The organism is Streptomyces sp. NPDC102283 (assembly GCF_044766265.1).
Classification (GTDB): domain Bacteria; phylum Actinomycetota; class Actinomycetes; order Streptomycetales; family Streptomycetaceae; genus Streptomyces.
Map to the genome: position 1 here is coordinate 183,159 of NZ_JBIWLQ010000003.1, position 17,907 is coordinate 201,065.

A 17,907-nucleotide genomic window follows, 5' to 3' on the forward strand; every position below is an offset into this window, starting at 1 on the left:
GGTCTCTCCCCCCTCACCGGAGCCGGGCGGGTCCCGGTTCGGATGCCAGTCTCACCCGGCCCCGCCCCGCCGCGTCAGCCGGTCCACCACCCGGCGGGGGTGTACCTGGCACCACCCCCCGACCCGCCCCCTACGCCTCCGCGACCGGGGGCCCCGACGGCTGGGGCGGACCGCGTCCGATTCCTAGATTCGAAGCGTCCCGATCACTTACCTGACGCTTACCTCCGGGGGAGAAACCGCATGAGGCGCAGAAACCGCACGAGGCGCAATCTCGCCGCACGCATCGGCGTGTGGAGCACCCACCACCGCAAGACGGCCGTTCTCGGCTGGCTGCTCTTCGTCGTGCTCGCCACGGGCATCGGCGGGGCCACCGGCATGGTCGAGATGACCAACGCCGAGAACGGCGCGGGCGAGTCCGCCCGCGCCGAGCAGATCCTCCTCGACGCCGGACTCGACAAGCCCGCGGGCGAACTCGTCATGGTCTCCACCCCCGCCGCGGGCGACTGGAAGCCGGCCGCCGAAGCCCTCGCCGACGCCGTACGGCAGACCGGCGAAGCCCAGAACATCGCCCCGCCCGTCGCCTCCGAGGACGGCAAGGAGGCCCTGATCGCCTTCGAGATGAAGGGCGAGGCCGCCACCTCCTCCGACCGGATCCAGCCCGTCCTGGACGCGGTCGCCGCCGTGGGCAAGGACCACCCGGACACCGGGATCCACCAGTTCGGCGAGGCCAGCGCGGGCAAGTGGCTCGGCGACCTGCTGGCCGAGGACTTCAAGAAGGCCGAGTTCACCGCCGTACCGCTGGCCCTCGGCATCCTCCTCGTCGCCTTCGGCGCGGTCGTCGCCGCCCTGCTCCCGGTCGGGCTCGCCCTCACCGCGTGCATGGCCGCCTTCGGTCTCCTGTCGATCGCCAGCCATCAGCTGCACCTGTTCCAGACCACGTACTCGGTGATGTTCCTGATGGGCTTCGCCGTCGGCGTCGACTACTGCCTGTTCTACCTGCGCCGCGAACGCGACGAACGAGCCGCCGGGCGCGACGCCGAGACCGCCCTGCGCATCGCGGCCGCCACCAGCGGCCGGGCGGTGCTCGTCTCCGGCCTCACCGTGATGGTCGCGATGGGCGGCATGTTCCTCTCCGGACTCCTGCTGTTCAAGGGCTTCGCGCTCGCCACGATCATCGTCGTGTTCATCGCCATGCTCGGCTCGGTCACCGTCCTGCCCGCCCTGCTCTCCTGGCTCGGCGACCGGATCGACGCGGGCCGCATCCCGCTGCTCAACCGCCGCGCCCAGCACGGTCGGGCCGGCAGCGGCCGCGTCGTCGGCCGGGTCCTGGGCCCCGTGCTCGCCCGGCCCCGCGCCTTCGCCGTCGCCGCCGTCGTCCTGCTGCTCGCCCTCGCCGCGCCCGCCCTCGGCATGAAGACCGAATCCCTCGGCCTGGAGAAGCAGTTCGGCTCCGACTCACAGCTCTCCATCGCCCACAGCCGCATCACCGAGAGCTTCCCCGGCGGCCCCGCCCCCGCGCTCGTCGTCGTCACCGCGCCCGACATCGCCGCCCCGGAGGTCACCGGGGCCCTCGACGGTTTCGAGGACGTCACCGTCCACCGCGCCGAGAACGTCGCCGAGATCGAGATCCCCCTCCCGGGCGGCACCGCCGACCTCACCGAACTACGCGAGAAGCGCCTGCCCGCCGCGTTCGACGGCACCGGGGCGAAGACCCACGTCACCGGGGAGACCGCCGGATCGGTCGACTTCAACGACCAGCTCCGGCGCGGCATCGTCCCGGTCTTCGCCTTCATCACGGCGGTCACCTTCCTGCTGATGCTGTTCTGCTTCCGCAGCTACGTCATCGCCGTGACGTCCATCGTCCTCAACCTGCTCTCGGTGGCCGCCTCCTACGGCGTGATGACCGCCGTCTTCCAGCACGGCTGGGGCGCGTCGCTCATCGGCTCGGAGGGGGTCGGCGCGATCGAGGCGTGGATGCCTCTGTTCGTCCTCGTCGTCCTGTTCGGCCTGTCGATGGACTACCACGTGTTCGTCGTCTCCCGGATCCGGGAGGCGCGCGGCGCCGGCCTGGACAACCGGGCCGCGATCGAGACCGGCATCCGGCGCACGGCCGGGGCGGTCACCGGAGCGGCGGCCATCATGGTGGCGGTGTTCGCGGTGTTCGGCACCCTGTCCATGCAGGACATGCAGCAGATGGGCGTCGGCCTCGCCGTCGCGGTGCTGCTGGACGCCACCGTCGTACGGATGGTGCTGCTGCCCTCCGTGATGCTGCTGCTGGGCGAGCGCAACTGGCGCACCCCGCGCGGCCTTTCGCGCCTGCCGGGCCCGGAGGAGGAGAACCATGAGGGACACGGCGAGCCGGCCGGCCCGGTGAGCGCCCCCGTCCCGGCGGGCCGACGGCTCTGAGACGCCCGGACGGCCCCGGACCACGGTGAGGAGGAACCGTGGCCCGGGGCCGCCGGACGTTCCGGGTGGACCGAGCGGGTCAGGGCGTGTACTTGTACCCGACCCGTCGGACCGTCTGGATCGAACGGCGGTACTCCGCACCGAGCTTGCGGCGCAGCCGGGCGACATGGACGTCGACGGTGCGCCCGTCGCCCACGTGCCCGTAGCCCCACACCGTCGTCACCAACTGGTCGCGGGTGTGCACCCGGTGCGGATGCGCCACCAGATGGGACAGCAGCTCGAACTCCAGGTACGTGAGGTCGAGGGCGACGCCGTCGACCGAAGCCGTACGCCGGGTGGCGTCGATCCGGACCGGACCGGCGGGCGCCCCCTCGTCGGCCGCCCGGTCGGGCTCCGGCTGCTGGGGGAACGGCGAGGCGCCAGGCCTGAGCCGGGAGGCCGCGACGGCTCCCGCGAGCGCCGGCTGCTGGTCGGCCGGCACGAGCACCAGGTAGCCGATCATCGGCGGCTGACCGGGCAGGGCGGGCAGGGTGTGCTGCGGGGCGGGCAGCCAGGTGGCCCCGGGCGGGAGGAAGTCCGCCACGTCGGCCGGTGCGGCGACCTCGTCACGGTCGACCGCGCGCAGCCGGTGCCGGTTCGGGTGGGCGGGGAGGGAGCGGGCGGTGGGGTGGGCCGCAGCGGGCGCCGGGGGCGCCGCGGTGGCGGCGGACGCGGCGGAGAAGGTACGGGTGTTCGCCATGAGGGTCAGCTCTTTCGCGCGAGGAGTCGTCAGGGACGGACTTGCGTCGTGCGCGCGGACCGAAGGCCGGGGTGAGCGGCTTTAGTGGGCCTGCGCGTTCCACGCGCGGCAACACACCCGGTCGAAATCATGGTGCTGACGGGAAGGCCAGAACGGTTCGAGGTCGCTGCGACCCGACGCGATGTGCTGGTAGCTGGCCATGTGCTCCATTGAAGCAGACATCGGGGCCGTGCATCAGACTCCTCTCACCCGTCGATACGGACCCTTCGCGTTACGTTCCTCACCTCCGGCCCGCACCCCACGTGCCGGAGGGGCCCGCCGAACCGGCGGGCCCCTCCTCGTGCGGACGGCGTCGGGATCAGACCTGGCCGGCCTTCTCCAGCGCGGCACAGCACGTGTCGACGATCAGGCGTGTGACGACGTACGGGTCGACGTTGGCGTTGGGACGGCGGTCCTCGATGTAACCCTTCTGGTCCTGCTCCACCTGCCACGGGATACGGACCGAGGCGCCGCGGTCGGAGACGCCGTAGCTGTACTCGTTCCACGGGGCGGTCTCGTGCAGGCCGGTGAGCCGGTCGTCGATGCCCGCGCCGTAGTTCTTCACGTGGTCCATCGGCTTCGAGCCCTCACCCAGCGACTCGCACGCGGTGATGATCGCGTCGTAGCCCTCGCGCATCGCGCGGGTGGAGAAGTTGGTGTGCGCGCCCGCGCCGTTCCAGTCGCCCTTGACCGGCTTCGGGTCCAGGGTGGCGGAGACGTCGAAGTCCTCGGCGGTGCGGTAGAGCAGCCAACGGGCCACCCACAGCTGGTCGGAGACCTCCAGCGGGGACAGCGGGCCCACCTGGAACTCCCACTGGCCGGGCATGACCTCGGCGTTGATGCCGGAGATGCCGAGCCCCGCCGTCAGGCAGTTGTCGAGGTGCTTCTCCACGATGTCGCGGCCGAAGATCTCGTCCGCGCCGACACCGCAGTAGTAGCCGCCCTGGGCGGCAGGGAAGCCGCCCTCGGGGAAGCCGAGCGGCCGGTGGCCGTCGAAGAAGGTGTACTCCTGCTCGATGCCGAAGATCGGGGCCTGGCCCGCGAACCGCTCGGCGAGCGGGCGCAGCGCTGCACGGGTGTTGGACTCGTGCGGCGTCATGTCGATGTTGAAGACCTCGCACAGGACGAGGATGTCCGCGCCGCCGCGGATCGGGTCCGGACAGGTGAAGACGGGCTTCAGCACCCGGTCGGACGCGTGGCCCTCGGCCTGGTTGGTGCTGGAGCCGTCGAAGCCCCAGATGGGCAGATCCGCCACGTCTCCCGACGGAGCGCCGTCCATGATCTTCGTCTTGGAACGAAGCTTGGCGGTCGGCTCGGTGCCGTCGATCCAGATGTACTCAGCCTTGAACGTCACGGACGCCATCCTTTGCGGGTGCAGCGGTCTATGCGGCGCAGCCTGGCAAGACGCGATTTCCCGTCCGTTGCCCGGATGTGAACCCCGTGTTACCGAGGTTTCCTGCGGTACGGGACGACGAACGCCGCGGCGAGCGCGTCGGAGACGTACGCCATCACCGCGCACCGGCCCGGCGGCGCACCGGCCCGGCGTGCCCGGCACACTGGCCCCATGGACTCAGCTGCCGGCACCACCGCACCCCTGCGCATCGGCCTCCTCGGCACCGGCCCCTGGGCGCGCGACACCCAGGCCCCCGCGCTCGCCGCCCATCGGGGCGTCGAGCTGAGCGGGGTGTGGGGCCGCCGGGCCGAGGCGGCCGACGCCCTCGCCACCGCCCACGGGACGCGCTCGTACACGGGTGAGACGGGCATCGACGCGCTCCTGGAGGCGAGCGACGCGGTGGCCTTCGCGCTGCCGCCGGACGTCCAGGCACCGCTCGCGGTCCGGGCCGCGGAGGCGGGCTGCCACCTCCTGATGGACAAGCCGGTCGCCACGACGGTGCAGGGGGCCCGCGCGGTCGCCGCGGCCGCGGAGACGGCGGGGGTGGCCTCGGTCGTCTTCTGCACGCTCCGGTTCGCGCCCGAGACCTCCGCGTGGATCGCCGAACAGGCCGCGGTGGGCGGCTGGTTCACCGCCCGCGCCCAGTGGCTGGGTTCGCTCTACGCCGAGGGGTCGACCAGCGAGTACGCGGACTCCCCGTGGCGGCGCGAGAAGGGCGGCCTGTGGGACGTCGGCCCGCACGCGCTCTCCGTGCTGATCCCGGTCCTGGGAGACGTCGAGCACCTGACCGCCGCCCGGGGGCCGTCCGGCACCACCCACCTGATCCTGCGCCACACCTCCGGCGCGTCCAGCACGGTGACCCTCGGACTGGGCGCCCCGCCCGGCGCGGCGGGCGTCGAGATCGAGTTCCGGGGCGAGCGGGGCACGACGTCGGCCCCCGGCTGGGACGGCGCCAGGACCGCGTTCCGGGGCGCGGTGGACGCCCTGGCCGAAGCGGTACGCACAGGGGTGCCGCACGCCTGCGACGCGCGGTTCGGCCTCCACCTCACGGAGCTGCTGGTGGCGGCGGAGACGCAGGCGCAGGCACAGACGGACTGACCGGCGGAGACGCGGGCGCAGGCGGGCCCCGCCTGCCCACCCGGTCCGCTCACCCCGGCGGCAGGGCCCGGCACAGGGCCTGCAACGCCTCCGGGTAGGCGGATTCGGCGGGCGTCGCGTACCCGACGACGAGCCCGTCCCGGAGGCCCTCCGCCTGCCCCGCCCGTTCCGTCTGCCCCGCCTGCCCCGCCCGTTCCGCGCCCGGGTGCAGATAGTCGGCGAGGCCCTCCACCGCCAGGCCCTGCCAGGCCGCCGCCCGGACCGCGGAACGCTCGGTTCCGGGCGGCAGTTCCAGCACCGCGTGCAGACCGGCCGCGATCCCGGTGACCCGGACGTGCGGGGCCCGCCGCTCCAGGGCCGCCACCAGCTGGTCCCGGCGGCGGCGGTGGCGCTGCCGCATCCGGCGGACCTGCCGGTCGTACGCCCCCGACCCGACGAAATCCGTGAGCGTCAGCTGCTCGGTGGCGCTGGAGAACTGCTCCCGCTCGCCCTTCGCCGCGACGACCGGGGCGACGAGCCTCTGGGGCAGCACCATCCACCCGATCCGGAGGGTGGGGGACAGGCTCTTGCTCACCGACCCGACCAACGCCACATGCTCGGGATCCAGCCCTTGGACAGCACCCACGGGCTGCCGGTCGTAGCGGAACTCCCCGTCGTAGTCGTCCTCCACGACGAGCCCGCCGGTGGCCCGGGCCCAGTCGACGACGGCCGCCCGCCGCGCGGGGTGCAGCGGTCCGCCGGTGGGGAACTGGTGGGCGGGCGTGAGGAGCACGGCACGGTCGCGGCGGGTGAGTCCGTCGACCCGGGCGCCGTCCGCGTCCACGCCGAGCGGCCGGGTGCCGACCCCGTGGGAGGCGAGCAGCGCGCGGTGGAAGGGCAGACCGTACTCCTCCGCCGCCCAGGGGCCGCCCACCACCTCCGCCAGCAGCCGCAGCCCGTGCGCCGCCCCCGAGCACACCACGATCCGCTCCGGCGCGGCCCGCACCCCGCGCACCCGGGCCAGATAGCCGGCCAGGGCCCGCCGCAGCTCGGGCCGCCCGTGCGGATCACCGGGCCCGAACGCGTCGTCGGGGGCGGCGGCGAGAGCGCGCCGCGCCGAGGCCAGCCAGGCGGTGCGCGGGAAGACCGAGGGGTCCGGCCGGCCCTGGACCAGGTCATGGACCGGGCGGGCGGCGCGCTCGGGGGTGCGCGGCCGGTGGACGGGGGTGACCGGGACGGCCCGCTCGGCGACCCGCGTCCCCGAGCCCTGCCGGGCGGCCAGCCACCCCTCCGCGACCAGTTCGGCGTACGCGTCGGCGACCGTGTTGCGGGCCAGGCCCAGATCGGCGGCGAGGGAACGGTAGGGCGGCAGCCGGGCGCCGGGGGCGAGCCGTCCGCTGCGCACGGCCTCGCGCAGCGCCGCCATCAGCAGGGCCCGGCGGTTGCCCGTGCCGGAGAGTTCCAGCGGCAGATCGCTGCCCAGGATCTCCGCCGAATTGACCCATGAATCCATCATCGAAATGCACCCCACACCCAGTCGCCTGTCGCCCTAGATTCGTACCCATGACGACGACGGAGATCAAGACGAACGACCGCACCACCACCCCGGCCACCACCGTCCGGAGCAACAGCGCCACCGGCCGGCTCGACTTCGTGAAGAGCGCTCCGAAGGTTTTCCGGGCCGTGATCGGCCTGGACGCGGCGGCCCGCGCGGGCCTGGACCCGACGCTGGTCGAACTGGTCCAGATCCGCGCCTCGCACCTGAACCGCTGTGCGTACTGCCTGCACATGCACACCACGGACGCGCGAAAGGCGGGCGAGAGCGAGGAGCGCCTGCACATGGTCGCCGTGTGGCAGGAGGCGGACCACTTCTTCACGGAGCGGGAACAAGCCGCCCTGGCCCTCACGGACGCGGTCACCCGGATCGGGGACGCCGGCGTACCGGACGAGGTCTACGACCGGGCGGCGGCCCACTTCGACGAGGAGGAGCTGGCCCACCTGCTGGCCCTGATCCTCACGATCAACACCTGGAACCGCATAGCCCTGTCCACCGCCAAGCGCGCGGGCGCGGACGAACGCTGAGCCCTCGGGGCCGGACACCGCCGGCCCGGCCCCGGAGCTCACATCAGGTGGGGCCGGAGCTCCAGCCAGGCCCGCACCTCGGCGCGCAGTTCCGGGTCCCGCACCCGGGGCAGCAGGGCACCGGCCGCGAGGGTGAGCCGCTTGGCAGCCCGGGAGGCGTTGACCGCAACGAGGTGCTCCCGGGTGTACGGGGTGGTCTCCCGGGTCGCCACGTCCGGGCGTACGCGTGGCATCGGCGCCGCCCACGGCACCGGTGACGACGAAGTCGGTGAGGAACTCCGTTCCGGGGGCTCCGCGGGGCGCGCTCACGCGGGGCCCCGCTCATCGGCGCCGGAGTGCGTGCCCGGCTCCGGTCCGAGCCCCACCGCCTCGTGCGCCGCCGTCAGGAACCGTCGTACGGCATCCGTCTCCCGGGCGTCGAGCCCGCGCAGCACCGCGTCCGTGGCCCCGATGAAGGGCCCGAAGAACGCGTGTCCCAGCTCCACCGCCCGTTCGTCGACCGCCAGGAGCACGCGTCGCCCGTCGCGCGGGTCACGCGTGCGCCTCACATGGCCCAGCCGCACGAGCCGGTCGACCACCGCCGTAGTCCCCGCGGAATGCACTCCGAGCCGCGCCCCGAGCAGGCCGGCGGTCACGTCGGTTCCCGCCCGCTCGGCGTCGAGCAGACAGATCAGGGCCCGTACGTCGGTGGGGTGCATCCCGTTGCGCGCGGCGAACTCGGCCTGCCGCAGGCCGAATTCGACGCTCACCTTGCGCAGCAGATGGATCAGTTCGGTGCGTGCCTCCGGCCCGCCGTCCGGAACGTCGGTCGTGCGCATCGCGCTCCATTCTCTCGCCCAGCGAGATAATATCCCTGGGAGTGTCAGCCCGAAGACGCCGACGAGAGGCCGTGCCATGCCGTCGTCCCGCAGCACCGGATCCGCAGGAGTTCCGGGGGCCTTGCCTCCCCCCGCCTCCTTCCTCGCCGCCTATGACGAGGTCCTGACGGCACGTTGGCCCGAGGGAACCACGACCGCGCGCATCCCGACCCCGTACGGCACCACGCACGTCACGAGTCACGGCCCCTCCGACGCCCCGGCCCCGGCCGTGGTCCTGCTGCCCGGCGGCGGTGCGACCTCCACCGTGTGGCACGCACAGGCGGCCCACCTCGGCCGGAAGCGCCGTGTGCACGCCGTCGACCTGATCGGCGAGCCGGGCCGCAGCACGCCGGGGGCGCGCCCTATCCGCACGGTGGCGGACCTGACGGGCTGGCTGGGCGCGGTGCTGGAGGCACTGGGCGCCGAGGCGGACGGCCGCCGCCCCGTGCTCGCCGGGCACTCCTACGGGGCGTGGATCGCGCTCCACCACGCTCTCCACGCGGGCGGCGCCCGGCGCCTGGCCGGACTGGTGCTCGTGGACCCCACGCAGTGCTTCACGGGCTTTCGCCCCGGCTACCTCCTGCACGCTCTTCCCCTCCTCCTCCGTCCGACACCGCGGCGCGCCCGCGCGTTCCTGACCTGGGAGACGGCCGGGGCCGATCTGGACGCGGGCTGGCTGCGCCTGTACGAGGAAGGCGCCCGCCTTCCCGCCGTGCGTCCGGTCACCGGTCCGCGACCCGGCCGGGAGGCTCTGCGCGGACTCGCCGTGCCGACGCTCGTCCTGCTCGCGGAGCGCGGCCGTGCGCTCGACCCGGTCCGCACGGCACGAGCGGTCGGCCGCACGCTGCCGGGCGCCTCGACGTACACGATCCCCGGCGCGACCCACCACACACTGCCGCTGCACGCCACGGCGGCGGCCGGGATCAACCGCCGCCTGGACGCCTTCCTGGACGGGCTGACGGACGGGTTGCCTGACGGGCTGCCTGACCGGCTCCCGGGCGGGCTTCCGGGCGAGTGACCGCCTCCGCTACCTGACTGCCTCCGCTACCGCCCCAACGCGTCCCGCACCGCTTCCTCGCTCCGCGCCACCACGGCCGTACCGTCCTCGGCGGTGATGATCGGCCGCTGGATCAGCTTCGGGTGCTCCGACAGCGCGCCGATCCACCGCTCCCGCGAACCGGCCTCCCGCGGCCACTCCTTCAGACCCAGCTCCTTCGCCGCCGCCTCCTGCGTCCGCGTGATGTCCCACGGCTCGAGACCGAGCCGGTCCAGCACGGCCCGGATCTCCTCGGGCGAGGGCACGTCCTCCAGGTAGTGGCGGACGGTGTACTCGGCCCCTTCCGCGTCGAGCAGGGTGAGCGCGCCGCGACACTTCGAACAGGCCGGATTGATCCAGATCTCCATGGGGCCAAGGTTACGCGAGGGACTGCCGAAATAGGCTCTGGCCAGGGGCGATTGTCAGTGGGGGGCAGTAAAATGGAGGGAGTTCGTGAGGGTTCCACCACGCTGCCAGGAGGATGCCGAATGGCTGTTGCCACAGTCACGACCGAGCCGCTCGACCGACAGCTCCCGATGCCCTTCCACCCGCCGCTTCCCACCCCGCTGCCGAAGAAGCGACTGCCCGCGGGCCGGCCCCGCGAGTGGTACGTCTCCCACAACCGCCGCCTCAAGGCCATGCGCCTGGCCATCGCCCTGCTCGACAGCGGGGTCTACCAGCCCTCCAGCGCCGGCAACCACCGGATAAGGATCACCGCCGAGCGGCTGGGCATCCACCCGCCGTCCGACACCACCTGCCGCATGGTCCGCGCCCTGATCCGCTACGGACGCTGACCGGACCGGACACGGACCGGACCGGTGTGGATCCGGGCCCCGGATCCACACCGGACCGCCGACTGCCGATCGGGTGGTCCTGTCGCGCGCGCAACGCGCCACGATCAAGCCCGCGCAGCCGAGCGGCCCGCTCGAAAACGCTTCGATAGCCGTACGGGAGCCCCCTAGGGTGACCGGGTGACAACCCAGGTGATCGTGCTGAACGGCGGCTCCAGCTCCGGCAAGTCCGGCATCGTCCGCTGCCTCCAGGCGGAACTGCCGGACCCGTGGCTCGCCGCCGCGATCGACGCTTTCGTCGATGCGCTGCCCGCGTCCCTGCGCACATCGGACGCGGGCATCGAGTTCGCCGAGGACGGCGGTGTGAGCGTCGGGCCGGAGTTCCGGAAGCTGGAGGCGGCGTGGCGCGAGGGCGTCGGGGCGATGGTCCGGGCGGGCGCCCGGGTCATCGTCGACGACGTGTTCCTCGGCGGCCCCGCCTCCCAGGAACCGTGGCGGAGGACGCTGGCCGGACTGGACGTGCTGTGGGTCGGCGTCCGGTGCGCGAGCGCGGTCGCCGAGGCCCGCGAGACCGCCCGGGGGGACCGCCCCCGGGGCATGGCGGCGGCGCAGGCGGAGACGGTCCACCGGGGCGTGGTGTACGACCTGGAGGTGGACACCACGCACGCGGAGTCCCTGGCCTGCGCGAGAACCATCGCCGCCCACCTCACGTGACCGGCCCGGTCGGCCCGGCCCCGTCCCACCGCATACGCGACACCGCACCCGTACACACCGCACCCGTACACACCGGCCCACGCACGGGCCGCCGAAACAGTGGAGAGCGATGACCGACCTGTGGACCGGCGAGAGAGTACGCCTGCGGGGCGTCGAACCGCAGGACTGGGAGGGCTTCCGGGCCCTGGCCCTGCACACCGTGGACGCCCGCAACGCCGATGTGGTCGAGCCGCCCCGCTCGGACGAGAGCTTCCGCGCCTGGGCCACCGAGCGCGCCGGCCGCGCCCCGAACCCGGCCGCCTACCAACTGGTCATCGAGACCCGCTTCGAGCACGCCTTCGTCGGAGCGGTGTCGGTCGGCGAGACGGACGCCCGGGCAGGCCGCTTCCGTACGGGCATCGAGGTCACCCGGGAACACCGCCGCCAGGGCTACGCGGCCGAGGCCTCCGAACTGGTCCTCACCTACATGTTCGCCGAACAGCGCAGCCACAAGTGCGAGGTGGAGGTCTACGCCTTCAACGACGCCTCCCTGGCCCTCTACCGCAAACTCGGCTTCGTGGAGGAGGGGCGCCTGCGCCAGCACGAGTTCTTCGCGGGCGCGTACCACGACGTGGTCCTGCTGGGCATCACGGCGGACGAGTACTGGGCGGGTCGGGCGCGGCCCGCACTGCGGTGAGGGCGGGCGGGGCGGCCCGGTCCTGACGGGGGCCGCCCATGAGCCGGATCCCGCGCGACTGATGGCCGTGGTGGTAGGTGAGCAGCCGGGGCGGCGGTTTGGGGAGGAAGGACGTGGTCTTCTCCGGCACGCGCACGCCCCGGGCGGCCAGCCGCCAGATGTCGTCCTCGGTGGGCGGGGCCAGCAGGACGAGCGTGCCGGAGCAGGGTTCGCCGTCGCCGTCGTGCAGATGGCGGACCGGCCGGGCCCCGGCGGGCGGACGCCAGACCCCCTCGATGAACAGGCACTGCAACACCGCCGCGTCCAGCCGTCGCCAGGCGCCGGGACGCCCGGCCAGCGCTCGGAGCAGGGGCTCCGGGCGCGGCCGGGTGAGGGAGTAGCGGCGGCCGTCCCCGACGAGGATCAACTCCCCGGGGCGCGGGGGCCGGCGCGTCGCCGGGTCCAGCTCCTCCACGTCCGCCACGGCGGCGGCCCGCGCCGCGGCCTCCCGGGGCGCCAGGTCCGGCAGGTGGCGGTGGATGGCCCGCAGCCCGAGCGGGGTGCGGGTGCTGTCGACGACGAGAGCCGGCAGCCGGTCCCAGGGCCCGGGGCGCCCGCCGCGCCGCCGCCGCAGCTCCCACGCCGCGGCGTACCGGTGGTGGCCGTCCGCGATCAGGACACTGCGGGTGGCCAGATCCGCGGCCAGCTCCCGCTGGTGCCCCGGGTCGTGCAGCCGCCACAAGGTGTGCCGGATTCCGTCGGCCCCGGTCACGACGGTGTCCGGGGCCGACGCGGTGGCCCGCCGCAGTACCGCGTCGGTGGCCCGGGCGTCGCGGCAGACCAGCAGGACCGGCTCGGGATTGCCGCCGACGAGCGCGGTGATCCGGTGCTGGGCCCGCACCTTGGCGGCCAGCACATGCTCGTGCGGCAGCACCGCGCCGTGCGAGGCGGCCAGGTCCAGCGCACCGACCACCCCGCGCTGGAGCAGGGTGTCCCCGCGGTGCTGCTCCAGCACGTAGAAGGCGGGGGTGCGGTCGCGGGACAGGGCGGAGGCCGAGCGCCGGATGCCCCGGAAGGGGTGCAGGACCGTGCCGGGCGGGCCCGCCCCGCCCGCCGGGCCGGGGGAGGGACGGTTCGCCGGCCGTGCGGGCGGGCTCGGATGTGTGCTCACGTCAGGGACCCCCGCGTCGCTATCCGCGCAGTGCGGTGAAGGCGTCTTCGATGTGCTTCAGCACGCTCGCCACGTGTGGCAGGCCCAACGGGTCGTCGGACGCCAGCGCCTCCCCCTGCTCCTCGGCGGTGTCGCCGTACAGCATGCTGGTGGCGGCCTTGAAGCGCAGGGCGCCCTCGTCGTCGCCGAGGTGGTGTCCGGCCAGGACCAGCACCCCGTACGCGTCGAGGAGATGGCGCTGGAGGGAGGGGGAGTCGGTGACGCCGAGCGTGGCCAGCCGGTCCCGGAGCGGCTCGAAGTCCGGGTAGACGTAGAAGCCTCCGGTGGGCGGGCGGCAGAGCGCCCCGGCGGTGGTGACGATCCGGTGGACCTCCCGGGCCAGCACTCCGTGCAGCCGGGCACAGGCGGCGAGCCGGGCGCGGATCTCCGGGGGCTCGTCGAAGGCGTACGCCGCGACCTCCTGCATCGGGCCGGCCAGTGTCGACCAGACCTCGCTGGCCACCGAGACCACGCCGTCACGGATCCGCTCGCCCCACGCGTCGCCCGGCAGTCGGCAGGCGCCGATCCGCCAGCCGCCCAGCGCCAGGGACTTGGAGAGGCCGGTGGTGACGACCGTGCGGTGCGGGGCCACTTCCGCCGGGCTGAGGAACGGGGTGGCCGGATCGTGCACGATGTCCCGGTAGATCTCGTCCGAGACGATGACGAGGTCCAGCTCCTCGGCGATCGCGCAGAGCTCACGCACCAGCTCCGGCGGGGCGAGGGTGCCGGTCGGGTTGTCCGGCAGCGTCAGGATCACGGTGCGCGGGTCACCGCCCGAGGCACGGGCGGCGCCGACGCTCTCGCGCAGGGCGACCGGGTCGGGCACGCCACCGCACCCGGCCGGGATCGGCACGCCGTACGCCCTCCGGCCGGCGAGCCGCGCCTGCGGGGCGTAGGAGTTCCAGGCCGGGCGGGGCAGCAGCACATCGCCGGGCAGCACGTGCTGAAGGGCCATCAGCAGGGGTTTGCTGCCGGGGCCGACGACGATCTGGTCGGCGGTCGTGGGCAGACCGCGCCGCTCGAAGTAGCCGGCGACCGCACGGCGGACGTCGGGGCCCCCGGCCACCGGGCCGTAGGCGTTGCGGTGCGCGCCGCGTGCCAGGGCTTCGGCGAGGGGGCCGAAGGCGGGCAGCCGCGACTCGCCGAAGCCCAGGTGCACGATGTCCTCGCCGGCCGCGCGGCGTTCGGCCACCAGCTGGTTGAGGGCGAGGTTGGGCGAGGTGCGCCAGGCCGGTGTCTCAGGCATGGACCAGCTCCTGCTCCAGGATCCGCGCGTCCAGTTCCGCGGAGAAGGGGAGCGGCGAGCCCTTGACGGCCGCGGCGATGTCGGCAGGGGTGTCGGCGGCGAGCCGGAGGTCGTCCAGCCAGGCGGCGCTGTCCGAGTAGTGCGCGCGGAACGGGCGGCCCACGAGGCGGGGGTCGCGGGCCTGGAGCATCCGCAGCTGGAAGAAGCGGCCCTGTGCCGTCTCCTCGACCCCGTCGACCAGGACCTTCCCGGGAGTGGCGGACATGACGGGCCCCCGTACGGTGCGTGCCAGACCGGGGAGCGTGCGGTAGGCGGTGCGGAAGATCTCGTGCGCACGGGCGAGCGGCACCTTGAAGTAGTCGTACGGGCCGGTGTCCCGCTCCACGAAGGTGTAGTAGGGCACCGCGCCGACGGCCAGTTCGGCCCGCCACAGGGTGCTCCACGCCTCCGCGTCGTCGTTGACGTGCGCGACCATGGGCGCCTGGCAGTAGGCGAGCGCGCCGGTGGAACGGATCCGGGCCACGGCCCGGCGCGCCGGCTCGGTCTCCAGCTCGCGCGGGTGGGTGAAGTGCATCATGACGGCGAGGTTGCGGCCGGAGGCGACGACCTGCTCGAACAGCCGCAGGACCTCGTCGGCGTCCGCGTCGGTGGTGAAGCGCTGCGGCCAGTACGCGACGGACTTCGTGCCGATCCGCACGGTGCGCACGGTGTCCACGGCGAGCAGCGGCTCCAGGTGGTTGCGGAGCCGGTCCGTCGACATGATCATCGGGTCGCCGCCGGTGACCAGGACGTCGTCCACCTCGGGGTGGTGGCCCAGGTACTCGACGAGGCCGCTGGGGTCGGGGGCGGCGAAGCGGAGGTCGGCGTCGCCGACGAACTGGGCCCAGCGGAAGCAGTAGGTGCAGTAGGAGTGGCAGGTCTGGCCCTGGCCGGGGAAGTAGAGAACCGTCTCGCGGTACTTGTGCTGGATGCCGGGGACCTGGTCGCCGTCCAGGGTCGGGACGTTGAGCTGCTTCTGGCCCGAGGGGTGCGGGTTGAGCCCGCTGCGGATCTGCTGCACGGCCAGGCGCAGTTCCTTCTTGCGGGTGGGGTCGTCGACGAGAGGGGCCAGCCGCCGCTCGTCCTCGCTCGTCAGCATGCCGCTCTGCGGGAACACCATCTGGAAGATCGGGTCGTGCGGAATATTGTCCCAGTCGACGAGTTGTGACAGGACGTATTCGTTGACGCGGAAGGGCAGCACGCTCGACAGGACGCGGATGGAACGAGCGATGTTCTCGGGGATTCCGAACCGGTCGGCGATTTCGTCGACATGGCGTGCACCGAATGCTCGGAAGCGCTCTTTTTCCCATACGGTGGGGGATATCGAGGGCATGCGACTTCCTCCTGCTGGGGTGGTGAGAAGGTTGGTGACTTATCCACCCTAGAAGCCGGCGGCCGACCACCGATAGAAGAATCGGTGGTCGGCCGATAGGCGCTCGCGATGCCCGTATAACGAATCGCGCGGGGCCGGCCCGGGGAGGTCAGGCGTTCGCACCCTGCCGGTCCACCTCGGCCAGCGCCCTGGGCGTGACCGTCCGCAGGAACGGGACGATGATCACCAGGGTGGCGACGGTGAAGACCATGAAGGCGGCGCGGATGCCGAACCACTCGGCGAGCACGCCCACGAGCCCGGCCCCCACCGGCATGGCTCCCCAACTGAAGAGGCGCGCGGCGGCGTTGTAGCGGCCGAGCATGCCTCCGTCGACGAGCCGCTGGCTGATGGTGCGGGAGTTGACCGTCCACAGGATGCCGCCCATGCCGCCGAGGAACGCGCCGCCGGCGACGACCCACAGATCGGTGGAGAAGACGGGCGTGGCCACCATGGCGGCGGTGCCGAGCAGATCGGCGAACATCGACCACCGGCGGCCCAGCAGCCGGTTGATCGTGGTGACGGTGAGCGCGCCGAGCAGGCCGCCGGCGCCCAGGGCGCTGAGCAGGATGCCGTAGCCGCGGGCGTCCAGGCCCATGTGGGCCGTGGCGATCAGCGGCATCAGGGCCAGCCAGGCGCCCCAGCAGGCGGAGAGCACGGTGAGGGAGAGCGCCATCAGCCGCAGCAGACGCTGCTGCCACAGGAAGCGGACGCCCTCGGCGATGCGTTGGTTGACCGTGCCCGCCGGCTTGGCGTCGTCGCGCTGCGGCTTGAAGCGGCCGACCAGGAAGACCAGGATCGCCGTGCCGATCAGATAGCCCACACCGGTCCAGCCGAGCGCGACGCTCGCCCCGGCGGCGACGAGGAGGCCGCCGACGAAGGGGCCGCAGAACTCGTTGCACGCGGTCTCGGCCCCGGCCACCCAGGCGTTGGCCCGCTCCTGGCCCGCGCGCGGCACGGCGGCCGGCACGAGGGTGGCGGCCGAGGTCAGGGCGACCACCTCGGCGACGCCCAGGGCCAGACCGGCCGCGTACAGGGCGGTGATGGTCACGGTGCCGGACATGCTGAGGAAGAGCAGGACGCCCACGACGGCCATCCGCACGCCGTCCGCGAGCCACAGCAGCAGCCGCCGGTCGAAGCGGTCCACCAGCACACCGACGTGCAGGGCCACCAGCAGCCAGGGGAGCGTCAGCGTCAGGCCCACGCCCGCCACCTGGGCGGGGGAGTCGGTCAGCCGGGTCGCCATCAGCGGCAGCACCACCTTGGTGACGCCGTCGGCGAGGTTGGTGATCGCTGTGAAGCTCACCAGGACGGCGGTGTTGCGCCCGCCGCGGTCCTTCCGCTCCGCGCCGTCCGGGCGGGGCCGCTCGTCGGTGGATGTGTCGACCGCCACGCTGCCGGACGGGTGGGTTGCCGGCGTCTCGTCCATGCCTAACCTCCGAAGGTGTTTAGGTGGTCAGTATGGCATTGATAGGGTGGGTTGACCTCCGCAACCGCGATTCACCTATCAAGATGATTCAATGGTCGATAGGAATCGTTGATCGGAAGCTGATCGGAAGGTGGCACGCCATGATCGAGACCCCCGTCGCCGCCCGGCTGATCGAGGAGTTCCTCAACACGGTCGACCTGGAGAGCGGCGAGGACGACGTCCAGGAGCCGGCCGATCTCGCCCGCTGGCTGGCCGGGCACCTGCCGGGCGGGGACGAACCCCGCCTCACCGCCGCCGAGCACCGCGCCTTTCTCGATCTGCGGGCCGGCTTCCGCGAGGCGCTGGGTGAAACGGACCCGGTGGCTCCGCACCCGCTGGCGCTCGCCGACGCCGTGCTGGCCGAGGTGCCCGTCCTGGTCACGCTGACCGGCGCGCGCCCCGGCGGGCAGGCCCTGGTTCCCGACCCCGCGCTGCCGCCCGCCCGGCGGGCGATGGCGCTGCTGGCCGTCGCCTGGGCGGAGCTGGTGCTGACCGGTCAGATCCACCGCCTCAAGAGGTGCGCGGAGCACACCTGCCGCGGCGCGTTCTGGGACGCGTCCAAGAACCACAGCCGCCGCTGGTGCTCGATGCGGCTGTGCGGCAACCGCACGAAGTCCCGGCGCTACACGGCCCGCATGCGCGACCAGTGACACCGCCGCGCACGCGAGCGTGTACGGAAACGCACGCGTCCGTATACGGCTACGGAAACGCACGCGTCCGCATGCGCCTACGGAAACGCACGCGTCCGCATGCGCCTACGGAGACAGTGACACCGTCGGCCGCCCG

Annotated in this window: 18 protein-coding genes; 8 read left to right on the plus strand and 10 right to left on the minus strand. The window is 73.3% G+C overall.

Going from position 1 to position 17,907, the window contains the following annotated elements; genetic code table 11:
• Window positions 1-240: 240 nt before the first annotated feature.
• The gene (locus tag ACIRJT_RS07615) at window positions 241-2,406 is read left to right on the plus strand and encodes an MMPL family transporter (protein ID WP_403905854.1); all 2,166 of its coding nucleotides are present in this window, start codon (window positions 241-243) and stop codon (window positions 2,404-2,406) included.
• A gap of 79 nt (window positions 2,407-2,485) precedes the next feature.
• On the opposite strand, the gene ACIRJT_RS07620 is transcribed toward ACIRJT_RS07615, so the two are convergent.
• Both ACIRJT_RS07620 and glnII read right to left on the minus strand, forming a co-directional pair.
• Window positions 2,486-3,145, minus strand: coding sequence for a winged helix-turn-helix domain-containing protein (locus tag ACIRJT_RS07620; protein WP_403905856.1), 660 nt, complete (start codon window positions 3,143-3,145; stop codon window positions 2,486-2,488).
• A 358-nt stretch (window positions 3,146-3,503) separates the two neighbouring features.
• Complete coding sequence (gene glnII, locus ACIRJT_RS07625) at window positions 3,504-4,538, minus strand: glutamine synthetase (protein WP_403905858.1); 1,035 nt, start codon at window positions 4,536-4,538, stop codon at window positions 3,504-3,506.
• Window positions 4,539-4,748: 210 nt separating this feature from the next.
• Here glnII and ACIRJT_RS07630 point away from each other — a divergent pair, with 210 nt between their 5' ends.
• Window positions 4,749-5,675, plus strand: a complete 927-nt coding sequence (locus tag ACIRJT_RS07630) for a Gfo/Idh/MocA family protein (protein WP_403905860.1) — start codon at window positions 4,749-4,751, stop codon at window positions 5,673-5,675.
• Window positions 5,676-5,724: 49 nt separating this feature from the next.
• Here the strand turns inward: ACIRJT_RS07630 and ACIRJT_RS07635 are convergent, their stop codons facing one another.
• Window positions 5,725-7,167, minus strand: coding sequence for a PLP-dependent aminotransferase family protein (locus ACIRJT_RS07635; RefSeq protein WP_403906562.1), 1,443 nt, complete (start codon window positions 7,165-7,167; stop codon window positions 5,725-5,727).
• A gap of 50 nt (window positions 7,168-7,217) precedes the next feature.
• On the opposite strand from ACIRJT_RS07635, the gene ACIRJT_RS07640 reads away from it, so the two are divergent.
• Window positions 7,218-7,736: a carboxymuconolactone decarboxylase family protein gene (locus ACIRJT_RS07640; protein WP_403905862.1), complete on the plus strand. Its 519-nt coding sequence runs from the start codon at window positions 7,218-7,220 to the stop codon at window positions 7,734-7,736.
• Between the two features lie 38 nt (window positions 7,737-7,774).
• Here the strand turns inward: ACIRJT_RS07640 and ACIRJT_RS07645 are convergent, their stop codons facing one another.
• Window positions 7,775-7,969 (minus strand): hypothetical protein, encoded by a 195-nt coding sequence (locus tag ACIRJT_RS07645; protein ID WP_403905864.1) that lies wholly within the window; start codon window positions 7,967-7,969, stop codon window positions 7,775-7,777.
• A 72-nt stretch (window positions 7,970-8,041) separates the two neighbouring features.
• Window positions 8,042-8,554, minus strand: a complete 513-nt coding sequence (locus ACIRJT_RS07650) for a MarR family winged helix-turn-helix transcriptional regulator (protein WP_403905867.1) — start codon at window positions 8,552-8,554, stop codon at window positions 8,042-8,044.
• A gap of 76 nt (window positions 8,555-8,630) precedes the next feature.
• On the opposite strand from ACIRJT_RS07650, the gene ACIRJT_RS07655 reads away from it, so the two are divergent.
• Window positions 8,631-9,611 carry an alpha/beta fold hydrolase gene (locus ACIRJT_RS07655; protein WP_403905870.1) on the plus strand — a complete coding sequence of 327 codons (981 nt, stop codon included), beginning with the start codon at window positions 8,631-8,633 and terminating at the stop codon, window positions 9,609-9,611.
• A gap of 26 nt (window positions 9,612-9,637) precedes the next feature.
• Here ACIRJT_RS07655 and ACIRJT_RS07660 read toward each other — a convergent pair whose 3' ends face one another.
• A complete protein-coding gene (locus tag ACIRJT_RS07660) occupies window positions 9,638-9,997 on the minus strand; it encodes an ArsC/Spx/MgsR family protein (RefSeq protein WP_403905873.1) in 360 nt (119 codons plus the stop codon).
• Between the two features lie 120 nt (window positions 9,998-10,117).
• On the opposite strand from ACIRJT_RS07660, the gene ACIRJT_RS07665 reads away from it, so the two are divergent.
• The 3 genes from ACIRJT_RS07665 (at window position 10,118) to ACIRJT_RS07675 (ending at window position 11,810) form a co-directional block, all read left to right on the plus strand.
• The gene (locus ACIRJT_RS07665; protein WP_050357980.1) at window positions 10,118-10,423 is read left to right on the plus strand and encodes a hypothetical protein; all 306 of its coding nucleotides are present in this window, start codon (window positions 10,118-10,120) and stop codon (window positions 10,421-10,423) included.
• Between the two features lie 177 nt (window positions 10,424-10,600).
• Window positions 10,601-11,134 carry a chloramphenicol phosphotransferase CPT gene (gene cpt, locus ACIRJT_RS07670; RefSeq protein ID WP_403905876.1) on the plus strand — a complete coding sequence of 178 codons (534 nt, stop codon included), beginning with the start codon at window positions 10,601-10,603 and terminating at the stop codon, window positions 11,132-11,134.
• Between the two features lie 109 nt (window positions 11,135-11,243).
• Window positions 11,244-11,810, plus strand: coding sequence for a GNAT family N-acetyltransferase (locus tag ACIRJT_RS07675; RefSeq protein WP_403905879.1), 567 nt, complete (start codon window positions 11,244-11,246; stop codon window positions 11,808-11,810).
• Here ACIRJT_RS07675 and ACIRJT_RS07680 read toward each other — a convergent pair.
• From ACIRJT_RS07680 to ACIRJT_RS07695, 4 genes are all read right to left on the minus strand, one after another.
• Window positions 11,761-12,960, minus strand: coding sequence for a DUF1015 family protein (locus ACIRJT_RS07680; protein ID WP_403905882.1), 1,200 nt, complete (start codon window positions 12,958-12,960; stop codon window positions 11,761-11,763). The genes ACIRJT_RS07675 and ACIRJT_RS07680 overlap by 50 nt on opposite strands.
• A 19-nt stretch (window positions 12,961-12,979) precedes the next feature.
• Complete coding sequence (locus ACIRJT_RS07685; protein WP_403905885.1) at window positions 12,980-14,245, minus strand: pyridoxal phosphate-dependent aminotransferase; 1,266 nt, start codon at window positions 14,243-14,245, stop codon at window positions 12,980-12,982.
• Window positions 14,238-15,617, minus strand: a complete 1,380-nt coding sequence (locus ACIRJT_RS07690; RefSeq protein ID WP_403905888.1) for a KamA family radical SAM protein — start codon at window positions 15,615-15,617, stop codon at window positions 14,238-14,240. Before ACIRJT_RS07690 ends, ACIRJT_RS07685 begins: the two co-directional genes overlap by 8 nt.
• A 148-nt stretch (window positions 15,618-15,765) precedes the next feature.
• Complete coding sequence (locus ACIRJT_RS07695) at window positions 15,766-17,082, minus strand: MFS transporter (protein WP_403905891.1); 1,317 nt, start codon at window positions 17,080-17,082, stop codon at window positions 15,766-15,768.
• 140 nt (window positions 17,083-17,222) lie between these two features.
• Here ACIRJT_RS07695 and ACIRJT_RS07700 point away from each other — a divergent pair, with 140 nt between their 5' ends.
• Complete coding sequence (locus ACIRJT_RS07700) at window positions 17,223-17,771, plus strand: CGNR zinc finger domain-containing protein (protein WP_403905893.1); 549 nt, start codon at window positions 17,223-17,225, stop codon at window positions 17,769-17,771.
• Window positions 17,772-17,907: the final 136 nt, after the last annotated feature.

Bases quoted from the DNA above. Each gene is read 5' to 3' on its own strand.
- ACIRJT_RS07630 (WP_403905860.1), top strand. From the start codon at position 4,749: ATGGACTCAGCTGCCGGCACCACCGCACCCCTGCGCATCGGCCTCCTC.
- ACIRJT_RS07655 (WP_403905870.1), top strand. From the start codon at position 8,631: ATGCCGTCGTCCCGCAGCACCGGATCCGCAGGAGTTCCGGGGGCCTTG.
- ACIRJT_RS07640 (WP_403905862.1), top strand. From the start codon at position 7,218: ATGACGACGACGGAGATCAAGACGAACGACCGCACCACCACCCCGGCC.
- ACIRJT_RS07700 (WP_403905893.1), top strand. From the start codon at position 17,223: ATGATCGAGACCCCCGTCGCCGCCCGGCTGATCGAGGAGTTCCTCAAC.
- ACIRJT_RS07690 (WP_403905888.1), bottom strand. From the start codon at position 15,617: ATGCCCTCGATATCCCCCACCGTATGGGAAAAAGAGCGCTTCCGAGCA.
- ACIRJT_RS07660 (WP_403905873.1), bottom strand. From the start codon at position 9,997: ATGGAGATCTGGATCAATCCGGCCTGTTCGAAGTGTCGCGGCGCGCTC.
- ACIRJT_RS07695 (WP_403905891.1), bottom strand. From the start codon at position 17,082: ATGGACGAGACGCCGGCAACCCACCCGTCCGGCAGCGTGGCGGTCGAC.
- ACIRJT_RS07620 (WP_403905856.1), bottom strand. From the start codon at position 3,145: ATGGCGAACACCCGTACCTTCTCCGCCGCGTCCGCCGCCACCGCGGCG.
- ACIRJT_RS07635 (WP_403906562.1), bottom strand. From the start codon at position 7,167: ATGGATTCATGGGTCAATTCGGCGGAGATCCTGGGCAGCGATCTGCCG.
- ACIRJT_RS07665 (WP_050357980.1), top strand. From the start codon at position 10,118: ATGGCTGTTGCCACAGTCACGACCGAGCCGCTCGACCGACAGCTCCCG.
- ACIRJT_RS07615 (WP_403905854.1), top strand. From the start codon at position 241: ATGAGGCGCAGAAACCGCACGAGGCGCAATCTCGCCGCACGCATCGGC.
- ACIRJT_RS07645 (WP_403905864.1), bottom strand. From the start codon at position 7,969: ATGCCACGCGTACGCCCGGACGTGGCGACCCGGGAGACCACCCCGTAC.
- ACIRJT_RS07650 (WP_403905867.1), bottom strand. From the start codon at position 8,554: ATGCGCACGACCGACGTTCCGGACGGCGGGCCGGAGGCACGCACCGAA.
- ACIRJT_RS07685 (WP_403905885.1), bottom strand. From the start codon at position 14,245: ATGCCTGAGACACCGGCCTGGCGCACCTCGCCCAACCTCGCCCTCAAC.
- ACIRJT_RS07675 (WP_403905879.1), top strand. From the start codon at position 11,244: ATGACCGACCTGTGGACCGGCGAGAGAGTACGCCTGCGGGGCGTCGAA.